The organism is uncultured Brachyspira sp., assembly GCF_934747485.1.
In the GTDB taxonomy this organism is placed as follows: domain Bacteria; phylum Spirochaetota; class Brachyspiria; order Brachyspirales; family Brachyspiraceae; genus Brachyspira.
On sequence record NZ_CAKVGN010000035.1, the window covers coordinates 1 to 20415 of the forward strand.

Sequence of the window (20415 nt, forward strand, 5' to 3'; positions counted from 1 at the left end):
AAATTATGATACACCTATGCTATACTTTAAGAAATTAAGGAATTCCTAACTGCAATATGTCTGGCTCCTGTGCAAATCATATGTGTTTGTATATAAATACTGTTCATTAATTATCATAAATGTTTTATGATTACATATATTAGTATATTTTATTTAAAGTGATTATGCATATAAAAAATCATTTGTAAGTTGCGGCAATTAATAAAAATATAGATTAAATAATAAAGATAAAAAATACATACGTATTTTAGATTAAAAAATAATAGATTATTAAACATGTGTTTGAATATTACATTTTATGATGACTAAATATAATTATAAAATAATTTTAATTGCAAATAAAAAAGGCATACTAACTATATTGGTATGCCTTTTATATTTTTTATTTACTGCCTGTGATTCTTAAAGTTTTCTTTTTTTCTTCTATTTTTAAGGATTCTTCTTTTATATATTTTAGTATTGGTATTTTAGCAGCTTTATGTGTTTTTTTAATTTCTTCTTCGTATTCATACATTTTACCAGCATCTTTTGCTGCCATAGCTTGTATTATATCAACTATATCTTCTATCTGTTCTACTCCTATAGCAATTCCTCCAGTAACATTTGCTATCCAAGAAAAGAATTCATCTTCTTTTAATCTTGAAACTCTTTTACTAAAATCTCCTATCTCTATTTTATAAGCAGAAGAAACTTTACCATATCCTCCATATCCTGTGTTGCAGAAAACTGTATTGATAGTTACTTGTTTTTGATAGAGTTTTTTAGTTAATTCGAAATAATCATATTTATGTATACATTCATTAGGTTCATGAGGGCAAGCATCTCCAAATAACACTATTGATTTTGAATTTATTTGACTCCAATTTATATTATATACATCGTTTAATGCATCTTCAACAGCTTCATCAGCATCTCCTCCATGTCCATTTGGAACATTATTTATAAAGTTTAATAAAGAATCAACATTGACAGATAATTCATGTACTTTAGTAATATAAGGATCTCCGCTTCCATGATCTAAATAAAATATAATACCTATACGCAAATTGTCTATAATCTGAAATAAAGTTTTTGAAAGTTCCATAAACTTACTTCTTAATTTTTCTCTATATGCACTCATAGAGCCTGTTAAATCTCCTACTAATACTAAATCAAGTCCTTTCTTTCTTTTTATTTCATCATTCATCTGTTTCTCTATAGAGTCTTCTTTTAGTATTTTTGAAATCTTTGATTTTGATGTATCAACTGGTTTTATCTTATTTAAATTATTTTTATTATTAATTGAAACATTACCTTTTCTTAAAGCTGGTATTTTATTTTCTTCTGACATAATTTAAACTCCTTAAATATTATTTATTTTTTTTAGAGAAATATTCCATATATTCTCTGTCATAATTTTGCTTTTTATATTCATCTAATAATATTTCTTTTGCTTTATTAAGCATTGTAGATTTTTCATGAGCTTCATCTTTATTTTCTGCAGTATCAGGATGATATTTTTTCATCATTTTTTTATATTGTTTATTTATTTCTTTTTCTGAATAAGATGTATATTCTTCATATTTATTTTCATCATATTTTTCTTCCCATAATATTTCATACCAATTCATAAAGTTGCCTTCAGAATCTTTATGTTCATCATCAGAATAACTTTCTTCAGAACTTCCTGAAGAAGTATATTCATTAAATATTTCAACCATTTTTATATAGCTTTTACAATATGAAAGTCCAAATACACAGCTTCTATATGCTTCTGAAAAGAAATGCTTTTTTATATTTGTATCAGTTTCTTCTATATATTTTTCTATTTCTTGAATCCATAAATCAAAAATATTTCCGCTTTCATTATTATGTTTGTTTATATTAATAAATTCATTTTTTAATTCTTCAAATGAATCGCTTATTTCTTCTATAGGTGTAGCAAAGCCTTTGAATGTTCCGCTTGAATATTTTTCTTCTAACTCTTTAAACTCGTTCATAGATTCTTCAAGCAGTTTTAATGATCTTCTTATCGCTTCTTTTACAACTATTTTTGCTTTTCTACCATCTTCTGTATCATCAAACTTTATATCTTCAAATGCTATTGCCGACTCTTCCATAGCAGCTATTTTTCTATCAAGCTCTTTTTCTTTTTCTGATAATATTTTTTCTATTTCCTCTCTTTTCTCTTCCCATTCTGCCTTTTCTTTTTCAAAACTTTCAAATAATTCTTCTTCTCTTGAAGAGAAAGTGTCCTCTCTTCCTTTTAAATCAATATCTCTTGATTCTATATCCTCTTCTCTTTCTCTGCATATTCTCTCTCTTGCATCAAGCTCTTCTATTTTTTCTTTATAGTATTCTTTATCTCTTTTTGCTTCTTCATATTTTACCTCATATCTTTCTATGTTTTCTCTTGCTTTTTCTTCTACTTCTCTTGATATTTTTTCACGTTTTTTTATCTCTTCTCTTTCATCATCTAAATCCCTATCTTTTTTCTCTACTCTTTGTTCTTCTTTATCAATATATTCTTTTTTTATGTTTAAATTAATTTCTTCTTTTCTAATATTATTAGCTCTTTCATTTAAACTTTCTTCCCTTGCATTTAAATTATTAGATTTTATTTCAAGCTCCCTTTCTTTTTCCTGAAGTTTAATAAATAAATCATTATATTCTTCTATTTTTTTATTTAACTGCTTACCCAAATCTTTATTTTCATCAATTAGAGATATGTTCTTATCAATATAATCGCTATTACTTTGCATAAGTTGTTGCGTTTTATGCTGAATGTTTGTTGTTTTTTCTAATCTATTGGATATGACTTTGTCAGTTTTTGATTTTCTTTTATTATTTTTCTTTCGTTTTCTTTTATTATTTTTGTTTATAAATATTCTTTTTATTCTTCTATAAAATTTATTAATCATTATATATCCTTTTTATATATAAAAGTATATTAAAGTTTTATATTGGTATAATTATAATTTTTGCTTACAGCGAATTTCGGGAGCGTGAGCATATAGATAAATGATATACATATACTTATAAGATTAAAAAACGAATAAGGCATATATTCTAAAGTGTGTACTCCAAGTATAGAAGTCATATAAACACCTGTGATTGTCCATGGAAGTAAAACCTCTGTAAGTGTTCCCCCTTCTTCCATAGTTCTTGAGAGGACTCCTCTGTTGATATTATATTTATCATATACTGTTTGAAGCACATTTCCTAAAGTTAAGAAAGTAAATTGTAAGCTGCTTAATGCTGAGTTTATAGTGAATGTTGTAAGCCATGTGATAAATATTAAACTTCTTCTTCCTTTAGTTATTTTTATTAATAATGTTATCAATGTTTCAAAAGTACCCAAAAGTTCAAGCATAGCTCCGTAGGTAAGTGCTAGTATCAAAAACAATACACTTGGCATCATACTCATCATACCGCCTCTGTTTAATAATGAATGCAAATTTAATGGTATATCAACTTCATTAATTGTAGGAGACATTGATATATTAAAACCAGTTACAAATGATTTCATAGAATTTATAATACCAAAGTTTTGAAATATGTTTCCTAATATTATAGCAATCAAACTTCCTATAAACATTGTTATTACAGGATTAACACCTTTTACACTTGCTATAAGTACAAATATTGGCGGAATTAGTAATAATATATTGAAGTTAAATATATTATCTAATGAAGTTAATATCTCACTTGCTTCTTTTAAGTTTAGAATATCAGAATTCATTGGAGCGGAATTAAAACCCAATACTGTAAAAACTATAGCAGCAAGTATTGCAGATGGAATAGTGTTTACAAGCATAGTTTTTATGTGATTTTGTAATGTAGTGCCTGCACCGATAGCAGCCAAAACAGTGGTGTCTGATATTGGAGAGTTTTTATCGCCAAGATATGCACCGCTTATAACAGCACCGGCTATAAGAGGAAGAGGCGTATTTGTAGCCTGAGCAATACCAATGAATGCAACTCCAGCAGTGGAAGCAGAACCCCAAGAAGTACCAGTAAATATAGAAAGAAATGATGTTACAATAAAAGCTGTTACAGGTATAAATGAAGGGTGAATAAGTTTTATGCCGTAATATATTAACATAGGTACAGTGCCTGAGTACATCCAAGAACCTACTACTATGCCTATTAATATAAATATCAAAACACCAATCCAAGTATCAACAATTTTTTTAATGAAAGCATTTTCCATGTCTTTCCATTTATATCCTGCAAAATATGCTATTATGCATGCTATTAATGTTCCTATTGTAAGTAAAAACTCTATTGGAACTCCATATTTTACAGTAAATATTAAAACTGTGATGAGGATAAAAATAAGAGGAAATAGTTTCCAGAATGTTAGTATATTTTTAATTTTACTATTCATTTTAGATTAAGCCTTTTATATATAGTATAATTAAGTAGTTTTTTAGTCAATTAAAAAATAATAACTTTATAAGACTTATTTGATTATGTAAAAAATTAATTATCATAATGTCCATAAAATGAAATTATTATAATGGAATTATTATCATCATCTATTTTATACACCATTCTATGATATTTATTAATTCTTCTTGAATATAATTCTTCATTTTTATATTTTAGTCTTTCTGGTTTTCCTATTCCTTTTCTAGGATTTTCTATTGTATTCTCTATTAAATTATTTATTTTTTTTATTATGCTTTTATCGTTTTTATAAAAAAATTCAAGATGATTTTCAGCTTCTTTAGTCAAATTAATATTATAAGACATTATTTTTCCATAGCTTTAAGTTTATTTATACTATAATGTTTTATTTCACCTTTTTTTAATTGATTTAGAGATTTTTCAAAGTAATTTTGTGATATTGTTAAATCTATTGAAAATTTATTTGCTAAAATATATGTAAGTTCTGCAATTCCAACTATAGAAAATAATACAGTAGAAGCATATTTTTCTTTAGAATTTTTTTTTCTTGGTATTCTTATAGCTTTTATTTCATCATCAAAAAAATTATTTTCTTCTGCTACTTTGGTAATCGTATGGCTGCTAATTTTTACAAAAAAATTATTGTATATAACATCACTAACCATATATGGAGTATATTTGCAAATATATAATTTTACATAAGTTTCTTGTTTTTTAGATAATAATTTTTTTAATTTATAATTTTCTTCACTAAGTTTACCTATTAGCTCATTTAGTTCTTCTATTCTGCTTATATATAATTTATTATCTAATATTTGAATTTTATCTTCATTATTAGTTAAATACATGATATCCTCCAATACTTAAAGTATAATATCAAAAAAACATAAAAGCAAGTTTAATAAATTTTTTATTTTTTGATAATTATGATGTTTAAATCTTTATAAAATATTATTGCTTGAAAAAATAAGGCTTTGATTATAATATATATTTATTAAAAAAATACTTTTAGGTTTATGAGTTTTATGAAGAAATTATATAAATTATTTTTAGCAATCTTTTTAATGTTATTTTTTATATCATGTGCAACCACTTCAAAGAGTACTCAAAGCGGAGTGCTTATAGGTGAGGATACTGGTGAGATAGGTGTTATTAATAATTGGAAGAATCCAGATTTTAAAGGCGGAAAAACTACAAAAATAGTAGCTGAGGGTTTTGCTTCTTCTGATAACAGAGGCGAGGCTAATGCTATAGACAGGGCTTTAGAAAGTGCTAAAAGAAATGCTGTTGAACAAGCTGTGGGCTCTATAGTTAATGGCAGTACTTTGGTTGAAAACAGCAGACTTATAAGCTCTAAAATATATGAAAACACTACTGGATATATTTCTTCTTATAAAGTGCTTTCTATTACAAAAAGCTCATCTGTATGGTATGCAAAAATTGAGGCGGTTGTTGGAGTAGATATGCTTCAGGACAATTTGCAGGCTATGGGTATATTGTTAGATAGAAAAAATATGCCTTTAATAGTTGTGCTTGTTACTGATGATAATGGTGAATTAAGCGATGCATTTAATGTAGAACTTGAAAAAAATATGAGCGACAAGGGTTTTAAATTTGTAAGTGCAAGTTCTTTAAGAAATGTTGTAAGAAGTGAAAATATTAGCTATTCTGACAATTCATCTTCTACTGTAAAAAAAATAGCAGAGGCTACAGGTGCTCAGATTGCTATACTTGGCAAGGCTGATGCTGCATATTTTACCACTATACAAGGAACTGCTTTAAAAAGTTTTAGAAGCGATGTTGCTATTACTGCTGTGAATGTATCTGATTACAGCACTATAGCCCGTGCTACTCATCAGGCTGGAGGGGTAGGCGGAAGCGAAAAAGATGCTCATTCTATTGCTTTGGTAAAATCGGCTGATTCTATTTCTGAAGATTTTATTAATCAAATAGTAACTAAATGGCAGAGTGAAGTTCAAAATGGTACTGAATACACTATATATGTAAGTGGACTTGATTTTAATGATTCTATAGGTTTTGAAGAGGCTCTTAAGAAAAATATAGAAAATCTTAAAAGCGTTTATAACAGAGGAATAAGCGGAGATTCATCAAGATATGTTGTGCAGTATGTTGGAAGCAGCAGAGATTTAGCCGTTGATATTAATGCTAAGGCAAAGAATATGGGCTATCAAATAATTATAAATAGTTTCGATGACAAGACTATTAATTTAAAAGCCAACAAGAGATAAATCATTATATAGAAATAATAATAAATAATTGGTGTTGTTTGATGAAAGAGAAATTAGTTGTTCATACATGCTGTGCTGTTTGTATGTGTTATCCTAAAACTTTGCTTGAAGATTATGGCAGTGTTTTTTATTTTTATAATCCTAATATTTATCCTATAGAAGAGTATAACAGACGAAGAGATGAGTTTATAAAGTTTACTCAAGATAATAACATAGATATATATATAGAAGAAAATGAAGCGTATATAAAAGATTGGTATAATGATATAAAGGGTTTTGAGAATGAGCCTGAAAAGGGTGCAAGGTGCAATATTTGTTTTAAGCATAGAATAGCTAAGGCTTTTGAATATGCTAATAGTATTAATGCAAAATATGTTACTACTGTTATGAGTGTGAGCCCGCATAAAAACAGCAAGGCTATAGAGATGATAGGTAGTAGCATTGCTTCTAAATATGATAATATAGAATATTTGCATATAGATTTTAAGAAAAAAGACGGATTTAAAAAGACTAATATAATAGCTAATGAGGCAGGACTTTATAGACAGCACTACTGCGGATGTGAGTTTAGCATAAGAAAGTAAAACTATAGTTTTATTAACAGTATTCTCTTTATAAACTATTTGAGAAAATTATTTATAAAAGTATTTTAATTTTGCTGGATTTGCCACCTGCGAAGCGTGCCCATAGGGTACACGCCCCCAGTTCTTTTACCGAGTAGGTACCTTTCGGTATTGGTATAAAAAAATCTTATATCCTTCGGATACGCTTCGCGAAGAACTGCATTTCTATGAAATAATATTTAAATATATTCAAAAAATTACTATGTATTTATATATAAAACTTAAATACTCGTACTTTTTGCAACTTTTTGCTACGGGAAAAAGTTGAAAAAACTTCTATAAAAAATATAGTTGTTTAGATATGGTATTGATATAAAATAATCAAAAAAACCATAATATTTACTATAGTTTCACCAATATATTGTTTTTATTCTCTTCTGATATCTCTGAATGTGATATATTATAAATTATTCTCTTTTTTATTTTGTCTATATATATTATATCATCAAGTTTATAGTAGGATATGATGTTTAATATTTCATTTGTGATATCAACTATATATTCATTAGACCTCTTTGAGCATAGTCTTGTATATATTGTTAGTATATGATTTGAAAAATATTTTATTAGTTTTTTGTCGTTTATTAATATGGCGTTTTTTAAGTGTGATAAATATATTTTTAAAGCTTCTATATTATTTTCTTTTATATGCTTATTTAAAAACTCTGAAAACAATTTTATATATTCTAATGATTTATTTTTTAATGTTTGGCATATTTCTTCTTGATTTATTATATGTGTTGTATATTCTAATTTTAATATGATATTTCCTTCTTTTTTGTTTTCAAATACCAAATTATCTTTTATGGTATCTACAGGATTATTTAATTTTAATCTTATATTTTCAATGTACTTTATATTATTATTTTTGCTGCTTGTATTATTTTTTTTAGTGTCAACTATAAATAAATATTCTACATTTTTGGTCTTATTTATTACAGAGCGTTTTGCTCCTCTATATTTTGTATACTCTGAAGTTACTATTTTTAATTTGCCTTTGCTTTCTAATATTGAAATTAAATCATCATAATCTATTATACCGTCTGTAGAATAACTCAATACTATATGACTTGCATTTATATTATCTATTAGATTTTTAAATGCATCTTTTGCTGTTTTTTTGTAGCAGTAATCGGATTTTGTTTTAACCCAATCTTTTCTTATACCGCCTTTATCTGTTTTTTTGCCGTTTATATATATTTCTCTATTTATTGCAGGTTTATCCCATAATGCTATTGTGTTTAATAAATGATAGTTGCTTCCATATTGATGCTGATTATATGGAGGGTCTAAATATACCAAATCAAAATGCTTGTCTTTATTTTTTAATACATATTCATTTGCATCAAGCATACTTACTTCGCCTTTTATTCCATCGTATAGAGAAAGCTCTTTTAATGATATTGGTGAAAGTATTCTTTTTAGAGCGTCTTTGTTTCTTCCTCCAAAACCAGAGTGAAAAGCTTTAAATACTCCTGATGTGTTTGTATGCGTTGCTCCTTCATATATTATAGAAGCTAAGAGATAATAATATTCTTTTTTATTTATTGCTTTATTTTTGTAAAGTTCTTCTATGTTGTGTCTTATGATATCTATTCTTGTGGCGTTATATTGAGTATAGAATAATCTTTCATTTTTTAAATCTGGGTTATTGTCATCTAACGGTGCATAATATTTTGAAATGTATCTGTCTTTATAGTTAATAGTTTTGATGTTGTTTATTATGTTAATAGTGTTTTCAATGCCACCTGTATGCTTAAACATATTATTTACATCTTTTTCATTTATGCATATATGTGCGTAGTTTAATATATATGAATAATACTCCCAATCATTTGAATATACTTTTAAATTAAGAGTTTTTAAAAGTCTTGATACACTCCCGCTTCCAGCAAACAAATCTAATGCCGTTTTTATATTTTTATCTTCTTCTAAAATATTTAGAAATGCATTTTCTATAAATGGCAGAAGTCTTCTTTTATTACCGATATAGGCTATCAGGTTATTTTTGAGGTAGTTATCTTTAGTTATCATAATTATATTAACATAATTATATTAACATAATATATATAAATAATCAATAACTATTTTTTTGTTTTGCTGATAAATATTAGATGATGCTTTGTTTTAAGAGCTTTTTATTTTTAAATAATATGTTTACTTATTTAAATACTAATTTAATTTTTTGGCAAGTACAATTTTAAAAAAAAGGAGCTTAACAAAAATTAAGCCCCTTTATAATTATTATAGTTTATTTATTTTTTAACATCAATGAGTTTGTCTAAAGCATTTACATTAGCAGATGATGTTGGCTCTATATTCTCATAATCATCAGAGTTAGTGATAATTATAGGAGTAACTGTAGAGTAACCTATAGTTTTTATTCCCTCAATGTTAAACTCTAATAATAAATCACCTTTCTTAATTTTTTGACCATCTTCAATATATGAAGTAAAATGCTCACCATTGAGTTTAACAGTGTCCATACCTATATGAATTAACAACTCAACACCTTTATCAGAAGTAAGCCCAATAGCATGTTTTGTAGGGAAAGCAGTTTCTATTATTCCATCAAAAGGAGCATATACTTTACCTTCTTGAGGATCAATAGCAATACCTTTACCCATAGCACCAGAAGAAAATGCCTCATCTTTAACATCTTCAAGCTTAACAATGCTTCCTTTAATAGGAGCATAAACAGTGTCTACAAGCTCATTACTGTTAGAAGCCTCTTTCTTTTGAGGTTCATTTTTATTAGTAGAAGAAGTATTTTCATTAGAAGATGCAGCAGCGTTATTTTCATTGTCGCTTATAGGGTCATTTAAATACTCTTCAAGTCTTGATTTTATTACAGTAACTTTTGGTCCGTATATAACCTGTATACCATTACCTTTTTTGATTATACCAGCAGCACCGCTTGCTTTTAATGTAGCATCAACAACTTTTGAAGGGTCAAATACTGTTACACGAAGTCTTGTAGCACAGCAATCAACGTCGCTAATGTTTTTCTTACCGCCAAGTCCTGCAGTTATTAAAGGCGCCTCTTCATATTGGAATAAAGGATTTGTATCAACCTTCTCTCCGCTTGCAGCAGCTTTAGCAGCAACAACATCTGCTCTTCTATAAAGTTTAGGCTCTTCACTGTCTGGTTCTCTTCCCGGTGTTTTCCAATCAAATTTCTTAATCAAAGCAGAGAATAAGAAATAATATATAAAGAAATAAACAGCACCAACTACTACAATCCAAACCCAATTAGTTTTAGCATTTCCTTGTATTACACCAAATAAAAGTAAGTCTATTAATCCGCCTGAGAATGTCATACCAACTGTAACATGAAGTATATGCATAAGCATAAAAGATATACCAGCAAGTACGCAGTGTATAGCATAGAATATTGGAGCTACAAAAAGGAATGTAAACTCTATAGGCTCAGTAATACCTGTAATCATAGCTGTTAGAGCTGCAGAGAAAAGCAAAGCTCCTACAACTTGTTTCTTTTCTACCCTTGAAGTTTTATACATTGCCAAAGCAGCACCAGGTAAACCAAATATCATGAATGGGAATTTACCAGTCATAAAGCGGGTAGCTTCAACACTGAATGCAGTTGTAGTAGGAGAGCCTAATTGAGCAAAGAATATGTTTTGTGCACCTTCTACTAAATTGCCGTCTATAACCATAGTTCCGCCGAGTGAAGTTTGCCATAAAGGCGTATAGAATACGTGGTGAAGACCAAAAGGTATTAATGCTCTTTCTATGATACCATAGAATAAAGTACCTATATAACCAGAACCAGCTATTAAATCTCCGAGTTTATTCATTACAACCTGTATAGGAGGCCATACAAAATACATTAATATGCCTACTACCAAAAAAGTAAGAGCAGATATTATAGGCACAAATCTTGTACCGCCGAAGAATGATAATACTTGAGGAAGCTCTATAGTATAGAATTTGTTATGCAAAGCAGCTACACCAAGTCCTACTATTATACCGCCGAACACACCCATCTGAAGTGATAATATACCAACAACGTTAGTAGTAGAACCAGCCAATAATTTGTCAGCTCCGCCCATAACTGTTATCATCTTACCAATAGAAGCATGCATTACAAAAAATGCTATAGCTCCAGATAAAGCAGCAACCTCTTTTTCTTTCTTTGCCATACCAATAGCTACACTCATAGCAAATATGATAGGCAAGTTTCCAAATATAATATTACCAGCCTCACTTAATACTGATAATATATCATAAGCAATAGTACCCGGACCTAAAATCCCCATAAGATTATAGGTTTCAAGCATAGTTGTGTTTGTAAGAGAGCTGCCTATACCCAAAAAGAGCCCTGCTACAGGAAGCACAGCTATAGGAAGCATAAAAGACCTTCCTACCCTTTGCAATACTCCAAAAAGTTTATCCTTCATATATAAAAACTCCAAATTTTTTGATATAATATAATATTATCAATATTTTTTTATATGTCAAATGCTATTTTATTTTAACGATACTATTATCACAAAAAAGTATAAATATGAGCAAAATATATAAAAAAACTATAATGATAATTATTCAAAATAAATGCTTGATTTTTTCGCTTTTACTATTATAATTAAATACTAAAAAATAATTAAATTAATAATAAGAGGATATTATGTCTGAAAATACTACCCCTACTAATAAACTTCAAAAAAACGCGGAATTAATATTTACTTATGTGTATAATAATAGAATAATTTTTATATCTGGTTTTGTATTGATAGTAGCAATCATAGCCGGTATTTTAATTTATAATATGAATATAGAAAATGCAGATAAAGAAACAGCAGCAAATTTTGAAGAGGCTTTGGCATTGTATGGAATGTATCAAACAGCAAATATTCCTCAGGATCAATTAAATAACCCTGCTTTAATAGTAGATATTACTACAAGAGTTCAAAAAACTTATAATGATGCTAAAGGAAAAACTCTAAAACTTAGAGCAGCTTTTACTTTGGGCGGACTTTATTTTGATGTTGCTAACTATAATGAAGCTAAAAAATATTATCAGGAAGTAGCAAACTCTAGAGGTTTTTATTTGCAAGCAGCAGCTTCATACAATTTAGCTAATGTATTAATAGAACAAACTAATTATGCAGAGGCTGCTACTTTTTTAGAAAACTTTACTAAAGCATATCCTAAAAATTATTTAACTCCTCAAGCAACTTTAACTTTATCTGATGTATATAGAAAACAAAATGATAAAACTAAAGCCATTAATGTATTAAAGACTTGGGCAAATAATAATACTAATAATACAGAATATCTTAACATATTTAATGAAACTATGACTCTTATAGAAAATAATATATATTAATTTTTTATTAATTTTAAGGAAAAAACATTGAATAATAATGCTCCTATCATAGTTCAGGGCGATGGTACTATTTTACTAGATGTAAGTACAGAGCATTTTGAAGAAATAAGAAATTTTTTGCTTGTATTTGCAGAGCTTGTAAAGAGTCCTGAATATATTCATACATATAGAATTACATTAGTATCATTATGGAATGCTGCTAGTCTAAATTATAGTGCTGAGTCTATAATAGATTTTTTAAAGAAATATTCTTCTTATGATATACCAAAAAACATTGTAAAACAAATAGAAAGCAGTATATTAAAATATGGCAGAATAAAGATTATTAAAGAAGATGATGATAAATATTACCTTATAAGCGATGATGAAAGCATTATAGAAGAAGTGCTTCATTATAAAGCAATGGTAAAATATATTAAAAGAGAAGTTAATGACAATAAAATAGAAATAGACCCAATTTACAGGGGGCATATAAAATTAGCTCTCATAAATATAGGCTATCCTGTAGAAGATTTAGCAGGTTATAAAACAGGGGAAGAGTATCATTTTAATTTAAGAAACAAGCTTTTATCTAATGGAGAGGCTTTTTCTCTGCGTGAGTATCAATTAAATGCGATAGAAGCTTTTTATGCAAATGGAAGACCTGAGGGTGGGGCTGGTGTTATAGCCTTGCCTTGCGGTACAGGGAAGACTGTTGTAGGTATAGCTGCTATGAATAAGATGCAGACAAAAACTCTTATAATAGTTACAGGAGTTACAGCTTGCAGGCAGTGGAGAGATGAGATATTAGATAAAACTGATATACCAAAAGAAGATATTGGCGAATATAATGGCTTAAATAAAGAAATAAAACCTATAACAATAGCCACTTACAAAATACTTACATATAGAAAAGACAAAGAATCTCCTTTTGTGCATTTTGAATTATTTTTTAAGCATAATTGGGGGCTTATAATATATGATGAGGTTCATTTGCTTCCTGCTCCTATAATAAAGCTTACTAGTGAAATTCAGAGTATGAGAAGGCTTGGACTTACTGCTACTTTGGTGCGTGAAGATGGGCTTGAAAAAGATGTATTTTGTCTTATTGGTCCTAAGAAGTTTGATATGCCTTGGAGGGAGCTTGAAGAGAAAAAATTTATTGCTGAGGCTTATTGTTATGATTTGAGAATACCTTTAGATAATACTCAGAGAGCTGATTATGTTGTTTCAAGCGATAAGGTGAAGTTTAGAATTGCAAGCGAAAATATACTTAAATATGAAATAGTAAAGAAGATTATTAAAAAACTTGAAGGAAAAAACATACTTATTATAGGTCAGTATTTAGACCAGCTTAATGAGATGAAAAAACAAACAGGATATACTATTATTACAGGTAAAACTCCTCAGGCAGAAAGAGATGAGATTTATAAGAAGTTTAAGTCAGGTGAGATAAAAATACTTATAGTAAGCAAGGTTGCTAATTTGGCAGTTGATTTGCCTGATGCTAATGTATTAATACAAATTTCTGGTACTTTCGGCTCAAGGCAGGAAGAAGCTCAAAGGTTAGGCCGTGTCCTTCGTCCGAAAAAAGGTGAAAATAAAAGCTATTTCTTTTCGGTTATTACAAGCGATACAAAAGAAGAAGATTTCTCTCATAAGAGGCAATTATTCCTTACAGAGCAGGGATATCATTATGAGCTTTTAGATATGGCTTCTTTTGAAGAACTTACTTTCTCAAAATAAATTTTTTATATAAAAGTTTTTATTAAAAATTTAAAATAAAAAACACTCTATAGAGAACCTATAGAGTGAAAGTAATGGGTTTGTATATATATCTTAAGAGTGCAACAAATGACTTTTGTGCTATCTATATAAACATATTATAATAAAAATAGTAAAACATTATAAAAAAATAGTGTAAAAATAATATTAAAATATTGTAAAAATTAGTAAAAAATGGGGCTTGTGAAATAATCACAAGCCCTTCATAATAGTGTTAGGAGTCTGATAATAATGAATAATTACTTATCTTTTAGTTATACTTATATAACCTAATAAGTAAGTTTAAGTAAAAAATGATTTATTGTATTGTTTATTGATTTGTGTTTTTATATACATTTTCTTTTTTTGAAATATTAAATTTTGATAATATATAAATTATACCTATTAGAAATCTCAAAAAATACATAGATATTGTATAAATAGGGTGAAGCAATAATTTTTTCCATTTGCCTTTTTCTATGTAAACGCCTACATAACGATAAAATAGTCCAAACTGTTTTTTAGTTGTTTCATCATATCCCCATTTATCAAAGTAATTATTAAAGTTTGAGGCGTAGTAGCTTTTTTTCACTATATATTGTTTGAGAGTATGATTTTCATGATGATATAGAGGAGATTTTATTATATCAACATTTCCTATTTGTTTTATGCGTCTGTCAATATCCCAATCTTCGGTGCCGTTTAAGTTTGAATCGAAACCTCCTATTTTTATAAATGCCTCTCTTCTAAAAAAACGAACAGCATCTATTACAGTGGCGTCATAAAAAGAGCGTTCAAAACTTCTCACTCTATTAAAAAAGCTGCTGCCGTATATTTTTTCTGGTATATATAAAGCCTGAATATTTTTGTTGCCATTAAAAACTTCTAAACATTCTGTGATAACATTTTCTGACAAAGTCATATCAACATCTAAAAAGCCTATTATTTCACCGCTTGACATTTGAGCTCCATAGTTTCTTTGAGCAGAGCGTTCAGGACCTTTAATAAAAGTTTTTGCTCCTAATTCTTTTGCTATTTCTACGGTTTTGTCGGTTGAATTATTGTCTACCAATATTATTTCTGTATCTTTATAATTAGAGTTTTTTACAGCATTTATGCAATCTGCAATAAAGTTTTCAGAGTTTCTTGTTGTGATGATTATGCTTACCATTTGTATTTCCAGAAAATATTTTTAAATTTTTAAAAAAATTATGTATATAAATAACTATATTTTATAAAAAATAAATTTGTATTTAGAGTTTTGACTATTAGTGTATGCAAAGCTATATTCAAATCTAATAATTTATCCTTCATATAAAGTATAATTATTTTGATATTATTTTTAACTTGCACTTTTTGGTTCTTTTTGCGGCGGGAAAAAGAACAACAAAAAAATCACAAACTTAAAATTTTTATTATACAAAAAAATAACAAGAGTTATTAACAAAAGCTCTTGTTATTTAATTTCAAAAAATAAAATTAATTGTTCTTAGCTCTCCAAGTTTCTTTTTCAAACTCACCTTTTATAGGTATTAAAGATTCATCTAAATCTATTTCAAGTGTAGAGTTAAAAATATTATAAGCTATCATCCAAGCTACAAAGCCTACTATAACAACTATTTCTTGGTCGTTGAAATATTTTTTTAATTTAGCCATAAACTCATCAGTAACACCATTAGGGTCTTTTACCATTTGCTTGCCTAATTCTGATAATAACTCTTCTTTTTCAGTAAGTTTAAGATTTTTAGGGTCATCACCTATAGCTTTCAAATCTCTTATAAAAAATAATGAACATAATATACAACCGTTAGTAGTAGAAACACTATGTGATAATATCATAGCAGCTCTCTCTCCTACAACTTCAACAAGTCTGTCATAAGAAGTATACCAACCCATCATAGTTTCATAAGTAACATAATCATTAAGAAGTGCTTTTTTCATGTTTGTTACACTTCCGCTTTTTTTGATATGGTAATCAAAAGCCTCTTTTACTTTGCCTTGTGCTTCTTCATATTCTACAAATTTTACTCTTGCCATAATTTTACTCCTAATATAAAAGCTTTATAAAAAATTATTATATTATAAGAAAATAATTTTATATAATTTTTTAATGCTGCAATGATAAACAACATTTATAACTAAGTCAAGCAGTTTTATTATTGTTTAAAAGTGTTTGTATAAAATAAAAAACTATTATATAATTTTTTATTATTATGTAAAATATAGGTTATTATTATTTATAAAATTCAAATTATTAGATATGGGCATTATGAGAAAAATAGCATTTATAATTTTTATATTATCATTTAATTTATTATTCGCACAAGAAGAAGAAAAGCTTCCTCCTATGCCTCCGGATAATCCAGAAGTAATACCTATGAGTGAAATAAAAGAAGGTATGGAAGGAGTAGGCTACACTGTAATACATGGTACAAATGTGGAGCCATTTAAAGTAAAAGTAATATCTGTATTAAGAAAGATGTGGAACGGAAGCGACGCTATACTTATACAATTAGAAGGGCTTAATTTAGAGCATTCCGGCACTGTTGCAGGAATGAGCGGCTCTCCTATATATTTTGACGGTAAAATAGCGGGTGCTTTGGCTTTTGGCTGGAATTATTCTAAAGACCCTATTGCAGGTGTTACTCCTATAGAAGAGATGTATAAATTATATAATGACACTAATGTGAGACCTACAGGATTAAAGGCTGGAAATGCTTTACAGACTCCTTTAATGTTTTCTGGATTTAATGCCAATTCTTTTAATGAATATTCTTCAAAGTTTAAAGAGATGGGCTTTTACCCTATGCAGGCTGGAGGAACTGTATCAGACACTAATCAAAGCAGTAAGTTTTTGTTTGGGGATTCTGTTGCTATAGTTTTGGTTGATGGGGATTTATCTATAGCGGGGGTTGGTACTGTTTCGCATACTGATGATGAGAAGTTTTTGCTTTTTGGGCACTCTATGTGGGGTAAGGGGCATTTGAGAGCTCCTGTTTCAAGGGCTTATATTAATCATATAGTGGCTTCTGTTGCTTCTTCTTTTAAGATTGGTGCTGCTTATTCTAATTATTTGGGTTATACTGTTTATGACGGTACTTTTGGGGTGTCTGGCGTATATGGCGAAGTGCCTGAAGATACTATGATACCTGTTAGTCTTAAAGTTGAAGACCAGAACTTCTTAAACAGAGATTTTAATTTAAGAGTATTAAATGACCCTACATATTTCTCAGACCTTCTTTCTATGGCTATATATGAGGCTATTAGTTCTACTGCCGGAAGCGAAGAGGAAGGGGTATTTAGCATAAGCTATGAGATTGAAACTGATTATTTTGATGAGCCTTATAAAATAGAAGAGAGAATACTTTCTTATTCTTCAAAAGATGCTTTTAGAGAGGCTATTAATCAGCTTGTAGCTCCTATAGATTTCTTTATATACAATAACTTTAATAGGGTAGCTATAAAATCTATCAAATTATCTGTAAAAAGAAGCAATTTGGAATATGGTTTTATTAATGATATTACATTATTAGAGCCTAGAGCAGTTGCAGGAGAGACTATACATTTAAGAGTGGGTGTTACTCCTTACGGAAAAGAAAAAACTTATGTAGATATACCTATAAAATTGCCTGTTAATTTAAGTACAGATGTTTATTCTATATATGCTGCTAATGAATATATATATGCTTATGCACAAAAATTGTTTATGCCAAATAAATATAAGATTAGAAGTTTAGACGATGTAATGAAATATTATAACAAGTCTTATGATGATAAGGCATTAAAGGTTTGGCTATATTCATCATCGAGGGGAGTTCAGATAGGGGAATATTCTTATCCAACGCTTCCTATGTCTAAATATGGTGTAATGGCAAAAGATGCTACATCAGACAAGGCGGCTGTTATTACGGATATAAATGGAAATTATGATATGCCGTATTCCATACTTGGTTTAATGAAAATAGATATAATAATTGAAGGGGCTAAAAAATATGAAAATCGCTAAGATAATTTTTATACTGCAAACTATACTAATATTATCATCTTCCAATGTTTTTGCTGTTGTAACAAGAAGTTATGCAAGCACAAAAAAAGGTTTTTATGATAATGGACTTTACAATGGAATAATGCTTACAGAGCAAGGTTCTTTGAGTTTAGCTCCTCTAATAGAGAAAGAAAGCTCTATAGACGGCAAATATATATGGAAAATCTATCCTGCTAAAGACGGCAGTATGTATGCTGCTATAAGCGGAAATGGTGCTGAGTTATATAAAAAAAATGCTAATGAAACTAATTTTAGTCTTTTTGTAAAATCTGATAATGACAATGCTTTCACTGCTGTAATTAGTGATGATGCGGGCAATGTTTATGCGGCAGTTGGACCTTATGCTAAAATTATGAAATATGATGGTAGCGGTAAAGAGATTTGGTCTAAAGATGTTGATGATACTTATATATGGGATATGAAGTTTGATGCTAACGGCAATTTATATTTAGCAGCAGGCGGAAACAATGCAAGAGTGTTAAAAGTATCTGTTAATGATGGAAAGATTACTGAAATATTAAAAACAGAAGAACAGCATGCTATGTCATTATATTATGATAAAAAGCAAAATAAATTATATGTAGGAACTGCCGGAAGGGGACTCGTATTATATATTGATTTATCTACAAATGTTGAAAACCCTTCATATAATGTGCTTTATGATACAGCACAAAACGAAGTATATGCCATCACTATGGATAATATAGGCAATTTATATTTTGGCACAGCTACAAGAGAGCCTTCATATTTAATACTTCCTTCTATAATAGACAGCGGCAAAACAGTAGAAGACAGCGATAAAGAGTTTAGAAACTCTCTATATAAAGCAGATACAAACGGCACAGTTCAGAGACTTTTCTTCTTAAATCAAACATTAGTATTTGCTTTAAGCAGCGACAACAACAATAACATATATTTTGTTACAGGCGATTCTGCTGATGTTTATAGAATAAATGGAAATGACGGTTTATTATCATATATAGGCGGCTTAAGAAACAAGATATTATCCACTTTTGCTGCTGCAGATAATGGACTTTATTTTGCAATATCAAAAACTGGTGAAATATATAAAATGGAAAATGAATATCCAACAGAGGGCACTTTTACAAGCGATACTTTAGATTTGAGAGTGCTTAGCAAATTTGGAAGTTTAAATGCTGTAACTACTACGCCAGAGGGTTCAAGCGTTACTATAGAGATGAGAAGCGGAAATGTTGCGAGAGTTGATGAGACATGGAGCGAGTTTAAGCCTATAAACAATAACGGCAAAATAGAAGCTCCTGACGGAAGATTTTTACAATATAAAGTTACAATGAAAACTGCAAATCCAGAGATAAGCCCTATATTAAGCTCTATGGATTTTACTTATGTAGAAAATAATTTAGCTCCTGATGTTATTAATGGAGGCTTGGCTACATATTACAGACAGCAAAATGATTCTGCTGAAAATAAAACTCCTCAGTTAGAAGAACAAGAGGCTATGGTATATTGGAAGGGAACCGACCCTAACGGAGATAAATTAACATATACTTTAGAATATAGATTAAAGGGTGAGAAAAATTATAAACTTATTGCTGATAATATAGAAAATCAGTATTATAAGTTTAAGTCTTATTTGCTTCCTTCTGGTATTTATGACTTTAGAATAACTGCGAGTGATAAATATGATAATCCTGTTGGAGATATTAAAACAAAATCTCTTGAGGTATTTAATATAAAATATGATAATGAAGCCCCTGAATTGCTTGATTTTAATTCTGCTTCTGAAGGAAATAGTAAAAAAATTACATTTAAATTATCTGACAAGCTATCATTTTTAAAGACTGTAAGATATTCTACTATTAACAATGAGTGGTTATATATAGTTCCAGATGATGGAGTGTTGGATTCTATGAATGAGAGCTTTACTATTACTATAGAAGATGAAAATATATCATCTATTACTATAGAGGCTATGGACGTTGAGGGTAATATTAAGTATTATTCTTTTATAATATAATAGGAGTGTGTGTT

At 28.6% G+C, this 20415-nt stretch carries 15 protein-coding genes; 6 read left to right on the forward strand and 9 right to left on the reverse strand.

The genetic code is table 11. The features are described from left to right. Positions 1-382: 382 nt before the first annotated feature. The 5 genes from Q0H31_RS07565 to Q0H31_RS07585 all read right to left on the reverse strand — a co-directional run bounded on the left by Q0H31_RS07565 (position 383) and on the right by Q0H31_RS07585 (position 5240). On the reverse strand, positions 383-1330 hold the full coding sequence (locus tag Q0H31_RS07565; RefSeq protein ID WP_295296924.1) for a vWA domain-containing protein: 948 nt from the start codon (positions 1328-1330) through the stop codon (positions 383-385). Between the two features lie 19 nt (positions 1331-1349). Beyond that, entirely contained in the window at positions 1350-2900 is a 1551-nt protein-coding gene (locus Q0H31_RS07570) for a DnaJ domain-containing protein (protein ID WP_295296926.1), read from the reverse strand. A 29-nt stretch (positions 2901-2929) separates the two neighbouring features. Then, positions 2930-4369 (reverse strand): Na+/H+ antiporter NhaC, encoded by a 1440-nt coding sequence (gene nhaC / locus Q0H31_RS07575; RefSeq protein ID WP_295296929.1) that lies wholly within the window; start codon positions 4367-4369, stop codon positions 2930-2932. Positions 4370-4464: 95 nt separating this feature from the next. Then, positions 4465-4737 carry a Txe/YoeB family addiction module toxin gene (locus tag Q0H31_RS07580; RefSeq protein ID WP_295296930.1) on the reverse strand — a complete coding sequence of 91 codons (273 nt, stop codon included), beginning with the start codon at positions 4735-4737 and terminating at the stop codon, positions 4465-4467. Next, the gene (locus Q0H31_RS07585; RefSeq protein ID WP_295296932.1) at positions 4737-5240 is read right to left on the reverse strand and encodes a hypothetical protein; all 504 of its coding nucleotides are present in this window, start codon (positions 5238-5240) and stop codon (positions 4737-4739) included. The genes Q0H31_RS07580 and Q0H31_RS07585 overlap by 1 nt, the downstream gene beginning before the upstream one ends. 177 nt (positions 5241-5417) lie before the next feature. On the opposite strand from Q0H31_RS07585, the gene Q0H31_RS07590 reads away from it, so the two are divergent. Then, positions 5418-6641, forward strand: a complete 1224-nt coding sequence (locus tag Q0H31_RS07590; protein ID WP_295296934.1) for a hypothetical protein — start codon at positions 5418-5420, stop codon at positions 6639-6641. A 41-nt stretch (positions 6642-6682) separates the two neighbouring features. After that, on the forward strand, positions 6683-7225 hold the full coding sequence (locus Q0H31_RS07595) for an epoxyqueuosine reductase QueH (protein ID WP_295296936.1): 543 nt from the start codon (positions 6683-6685) through the stop codon (positions 7223-7225). Between the two features lie 381 nt (positions 7226-7606). Here the strand turns inward: Q0H31_RS07595 and Q0H31_RS07600 are convergent, their stop codons facing one another. Together Q0H31_RS07600 and Q0H31_RS07605 are read right to left on the reverse strand one after the other, a co-directional pair. After that, a complete protein-coding gene (locus Q0H31_RS07600) occupies positions 7607-9298 on the reverse strand; it encodes a DNA adenine methylase (RefSeq protein ID WP_295296938.1) in 1692 nt (563 codons plus the stop codon). 221 nt (positions 9299-9519) lie between these two features. Continuing rightward, positions 9520-11685, reverse strand: a complete 2166-nt coding sequence (locus tag Q0H31_RS07605) for a PTS transporter subunit IIABC (protein WP_295296940.1) — start codon at positions 11683-11685, stop codon at positions 9520-9522. A 227-nt stretch (positions 11686-11912) separates the two neighbouring features. Between Q0H31_RS07605 and Q0H31_RS07610 the strand changes: the two genes are divergently transcribed. Both Q0H31_RS07610 and Q0H31_RS07615 read left to right on the forward strand, forming a co-directional pair. Next, positions 11913-12614, forward strand: coding sequence for a tetratricopeptide repeat protein (locus tag Q0H31_RS07610; RefSeq protein ID WP_295296941.1), 702 nt, complete (start codon positions 11913-11915; stop codon positions 12612-12614). A gap of 27 nt (positions 12615-12641) precedes the next feature. Beyond that, positions 12642-14339 (forward strand): DNA repair helicase XPB, encoded by a 1698-nt coding sequence (locus tag Q0H31_RS07615; protein ID WP_295296943.1) that lies wholly within the window; start codon positions 12642-12644, stop codon positions 14337-14339. A 349-nt stretch (positions 14340-14688) separates the two neighbouring features. Here the strand turns inward: Q0H31_RS07615 and Q0H31_RS07620 are convergent, their stop codons facing one another. Both Q0H31_RS07620 and Q0H31_RS07625 read right to left on the reverse strand, forming a co-directional pair. After that, the gene (locus tag Q0H31_RS07620; protein ID WP_295296945.1) at positions 14689-15528 is read right to left on the reverse strand and encodes a glycosyltransferase; all 840 of its coding nucleotides are present in this window, start codon (positions 15526-15528) and stop codon (positions 14689-14691) included. A gap of 308 nt (positions 15529-15836) precedes the next feature. Next, positions 15837-16394 carry a hypothetical protein gene (locus Q0H31_RS07625; protein WP_295296946.1) on the reverse strand — a complete coding sequence of 186 codons (558 nt, stop codon included), beginning with the start codon at positions 16392-16394 and terminating at the stop codon, positions 15837-15839. A gap of 223 nt (positions 16395-16617) precedes the next feature. Here Q0H31_RS07625 and Q0H31_RS07630 point away from each other — a divergent pair, with 223 nt between their 5' ends. Together Q0H31_RS07630 and Q0H31_RS07635 are read left to right on the forward strand one after the other, a co-directional pair. After that, positions 16618-18363: a SpoIVB peptidase S55 domain-containing protein gene (locus Q0H31_RS07630; RefSeq protein ID WP_295296948.1), complete on the forward strand. Its 1746-nt coding sequence runs from the start codon at positions 16618-16620 to the stop codon at positions 18361-18363. Continuing rightward, positions 18350-20401 carry a sugar-binding protein gene (locus tag Q0H31_RS07635; RefSeq protein ID WP_295296950.1) on the forward strand — a complete coding sequence of 684 codons (2052 nt, stop codon included), beginning with the start codon at positions 18350-18352 and terminating at the stop codon, positions 20399-20401. The genes Q0H31_RS07630 and Q0H31_RS07635 overlap by 14 nt, the downstream gene beginning before the upstream one ends. The last annotated feature ends 14 nt before the right edge of the window (positions 20402-20415 follow it).